We start from the raw sequence: 3,411 nt of genomic DNA on the forward strand, positions 1-3,411 counted from the left end.
GCACGAGCACGTGACCGACGCCGTGGCGGCGGGGGCGCGGCTGCGCGCCGGCGGCGCCGTGCCCGACGGACCCGGCTCGCTCTACCCCGCCACAGTGCTCACCGACTGCGACCCGGCCATGCGGGTCCTGCGGGAGGAGACGTTCGGTCCGGTGGCGCCCGTGTGCGTCGTGGACGACTTCGCCGAGGCCCTCGCCCGCGCCTGCGACGACATCTACGGACTCGCCGCGACCGTGCTGACCCGATCCATGGAGCACGCGCAGCACGCATGGCGCTCACTGCCCGTGGGCACGGTGAAGGTCAACGCCGTGTTCGGCGGCGCGCCGGGTGGCGCCGCCCACCCTCGCCGGGCGAGCGGCCACGGCTACGGCTACGGCCCCGAACTGCTCGACGAGCTGACCGCGACCAAGGTCGTGCATCTCGAACCCGCACCGTGAGGCCCGGCTCGCCGACCCAGAACCGCGGCCCGGCCCGGGGTCAGCGAGCGAACAGGCCGACGAGCGTGCCCGTGGCCAGCACGTGACCGTCGTCGGCGGCGTGCACGTCCTCGGCCGTGGCCCCCTCGCCGAGCCCCAGCGGACGGTCGACCGCGTAGAGGCGGAAGAAGTAGCGGTGCGGGTCGTCGCCCACCGGCGGTTGCGGCCCGCCCCAGCCCAGATCGCCGAAGCTGTTGCGACCGAGGGTCGCGTTGCTCGGTGCGGCCTCCTCGATGCTGCCGACGTCCGGTGGGATCGCCGTGACCACCCAGTGCACGAACACCCCTCCCGGCGCGTCCGGGTCCTCGCACACCAGCGCGAGTTCCTCCGTCCCGTCGGGAACGTGGGTCCACTGCAGGGGAGGGACCTCGTTGCCGCCCTGACGCGAGTAGCGCTCCGGGATGTAGGTGTTGTCGTTGAACGCGGGGGAGCGCAGCTCCAGACCGTTCGACAGCGCCCGCGGAGGTTCGTCGATCGAAGGATCGTCCCGACTGGTTCCCCTGGCACCCGCTGGTCCGGTCGCGCGGTCGGCCTCGGACATGTCGTCACTCCTTCGCGGTCAGGCTGCCTCGCCTCACCGCGTTCCCGGGTCCCCGCCCGGTTAACCGCCGCGGCCGGGATCGGCGTGCTCGTCAGCGCACCACGACGACGTGTTCGCCTCGCGGCACCAGCTCTCCGACCACCGGAGCCCCCGGCACCTCGCCCGCGACCAGGAGCCCGCCCGAAGTCTGTGCGTCGGCGAGCAGCAACGCGGTGTCGGTGGAGACGTTCGTGAGGTCGGTGTACGGGCGCACCCAGTCGAGGTTGCGGCGGGTCCCGCCCGAGACGTAGCCCTCGCGCACGGCCACGCGCGCCGCGTCCAGCACCGGCACGGCGGAGGAGTCGACCACCGCCGTCACCCCGCTGGCGCGGGCCAGCTTGTAGAGGTGGCCGAGGAACCCGAACCCGGTGACGTCGGTGGCGCAGCGATGACCCGCCGCGACGGCCTGCCTGGCGGCCTCCGCGTTGAGCGTGGTCATCACCTCGACGGCCTCGCCGAACACCTCGCCGGTCGCCTTGTGCCGGGTGTTGAGCACACCCACGCCGAGGGGTTTCGTCAGCGACAGCGGCAGGCCCGGCCGCCCGGCGTCGTTGCGCAGCAACGCCTCCGCCGACGCGAGACCCGTGACCGCGAGGCCGTACTTCGGTTCCGGGTCGTCGACGCTGTGCCCGCCCGCGAGGTGGCAGTTCGCCTCGGCACAGACCTCCGCGCCGCCGCGGAGCACCTCGGAGGCGAGCTCGAACGGCAACGTCTCCCGCGGCCAGCACAGCAGGTTCAACGCCACCAGCGGAGTCCCGCCCATCGCGTAGACGTCGGACAGGGCGTTGGTCGCGGCGATCCGTCCCCAGTCGTACGGGTCGTCCACGACGGGCGTGAAGAAGTCCGTGGTCGCGATGACCGCCCTGTCGCCGTCGAGGCGCACGGCCGCCGCGTCGTCGCCGCCGTCGAGTCCGACCAGCAGTTCTCCCGCGGGAGCGGTCGGCCCGGTGCCGCCGAGCCCCCGCACGATCTCCTCCAGCTCTCCGGGCGGGATCTTGCACGCGCACCCACCGCCGTGGGCGTACTGGGTCAGTCGATGTGCCATGGTTTCCATGCTGCCCGGAACCGTCGCACTGCACAGGGTGAATCTTGCTGGCACGATGTCGGTATGTCCCAGGGAGGCGCTTCCGGCCTGGTGACCGGCGCGGTCTTCAAAACCGTTGAACGGCGGACACCGTCGTTGGCGGGTTCGATTCCCGTTCGCCTCCGCGACGACCGGTACTCGGGAGGAGGCGTCCGTGTCCGACGCGGACTCCGGCGTTGATCCGCGCAGGCGGATTCCGCGCACCGACGTCCTCCTCGCCGAGCCCCGGTTGGCCAAGGCGGTGGACGATCTCGGCCGACGTCTCGTGCGGCGGGCCGTCACCGTGGCCCAGGACCGCGCACGGGCGGGGGAGATCGCACCGGAGGCCGTGGCCGACGAGGCGGTGGCGAGTCTCCCGTCCACGGCGTCGTCGCTGCGCGAGGTGCTGAACGCCACCGGCGTGCTCGTCCACACCAACCTGGGCCGTGCGCCGCTCTCGCCTGCGGCGGTGCGCGCGGTGACCGCGGCGGCGGGCGGCACGGACGTCGAGTTCGACCTCGCCACCGGACTCCGTGCCCGCCGAGGGCAGGGAGCGCTCGCGGCCCTGGCCGAGGCGCTTCCCGAGGCGGGCGGGGTCGACGGCGTGCACGTCGTCAACAACAACGCCGCCGCGCTGCTGCTGTGCGCGTTGGTGCTCGCCCCCGGCAAGGAGATCGTCATCAGCCGCGGCGAGCTGGTGGAGATCGGCGACTCCTTCCGCATCCCCGACCTCGTCACCTCGGCGGGGGCGCGGCTGCGGGAGGTCGGGACCACCAACCGCACTCACCTCGCCGACTACGCCGACGCGATCGGCCCGGACACCGGCTTCGTGCTCAAGGTGCACCCGTCGAACTTCCGGATCAGCGGTTTCACCTCCGGTGTCCCGGTGTCACAGCTGACCGGACTCGGGGCGCCCGTGGTGGCCGACATCGGTTCCGGCCTGCTGCGAGCTCACCCACGCCTGCCCGACGAGCCCGACGCGGCGAGTGCGCTCGCCGACGGAGCCGCTGTGGTGACCGCCAGCGGGGACAAGCTGCTCGGCGGTCCGCAGGCGGGCCTGCTGTTCGGGCGGCCCGACCTCGTGCGCCGGTTGCGGCGCCACCCCGCGGCCCGAGCGTTGCGGGTGGACAAGCTGACGCTGGCCGCGCTCGAAGCGACGTTGCGCGGTCCGGTGCCCCCGGTGCGGCGGTTCCTCGACACGGACCCCGCGACGTTGCGCACCCGCGCCGACCGACTCGCCGCCACGCTGGCCCGCTTCGGTGTGGACGCGGTCGCTGTCGCCAGTACGGCGGC

The 3,411-nt window shown here is 73.3% G+C and carries 4 protein-coding genes and 1 tRNA gene; 3 read left to right on the plus strand and 2 right to left on the minus strand.

Features of this window, described 5'->3' with window-relative positions; all coding sequences use genetic code 11:
- Positions 1-436, plus strand: a 436-nt coding sequence (locus SACAZDRAFT_RS00975) for an aldehyde dehydrogenase family protein (RefSeq protein ID WP_005437802.1), incomplete at its 5' end; no start/stop codon positions are given.
- A gap of 40 nt (positions 437-476) precedes the next feature.
- Here SACAZDRAFT_RS00975 and SACAZDRAFT_RS00980 read toward each other — a convergent pair.
- Together SACAZDRAFT_RS00980 and selD are read right to left on the minus strand one after the other, a co-directional pair.
- The gene (locus SACAZDRAFT_RS00980; protein ID WP_005437804.1) at positions 477-1,016 is read right to left on the minus strand and encodes a YbhB/YbcL family Raf kinase inhibitor-like protein; all 540 of its coding nucleotides are present in this window, start codon (positions 1,014-1,016) and stop codon (positions 477-479) included.
- A gap of 91 nt (positions 1,017-1,107) precedes the next feature.
- Positions 1,108-2,100 (minus strand): selenide, water dikinase SelD, encoded by a 993-nt coding sequence (gene selD / locus SACAZDRAFT_RS00985; RefSeq protein ID WP_040927602.1) that lies wholly within the window; start codon positions 2,098-2,100, stop codon positions 1,108-1,110.
- A gap of 72 nt (positions 2,101-2,172) precedes the next feature.
- Here selD and SACAZDRAFT_RS00990 point away from each other — a divergent pair.
- Positions 2,173-2,264, plus strand: a tRNA-Sec gene (locus tag SACAZDRAFT_RS00990).
- Positions 2,265-2,332: 68 nt separating this feature from the next.
- Positions 2,333-3,411, plus strand: a 1,079-nt coding sequence (gene selA / locus SACAZDRAFT_RS00995; RefSeq protein WP_408638062.1) for an L-seryl-tRNA(Sec) selenium transferase, incomplete at its 3' end; no start/stop codon positions are given.

The organism is Saccharomonospora azurea NA-128 (assembly GCF_000231055.2).
Lineage (GTDB): Bacteria > Actinomycetota > Actinomycetes > Mycobacteriales > Pseudonocardiaceae > Saccharomonospora > Saccharomonospora azurea.

What these genes read in the sequence shown, in the direction of transcription:
- selD (WP_040927602.1), bottom strand. Translation starts at nt 2,100, where the DNA reads ATGGCACATCGACTGACCCAGTACGCCCACGGCGGTGGGTGCGCGTGC.
- SACAZDRAFT_RS00980 (WP_005437804.1), bottom strand. Translation starts at nt 1,016, where the DNA reads ATGTCCGAGGCCGACCGCGCGACCGGACCAGCGGGTGCCAGGGGAACC.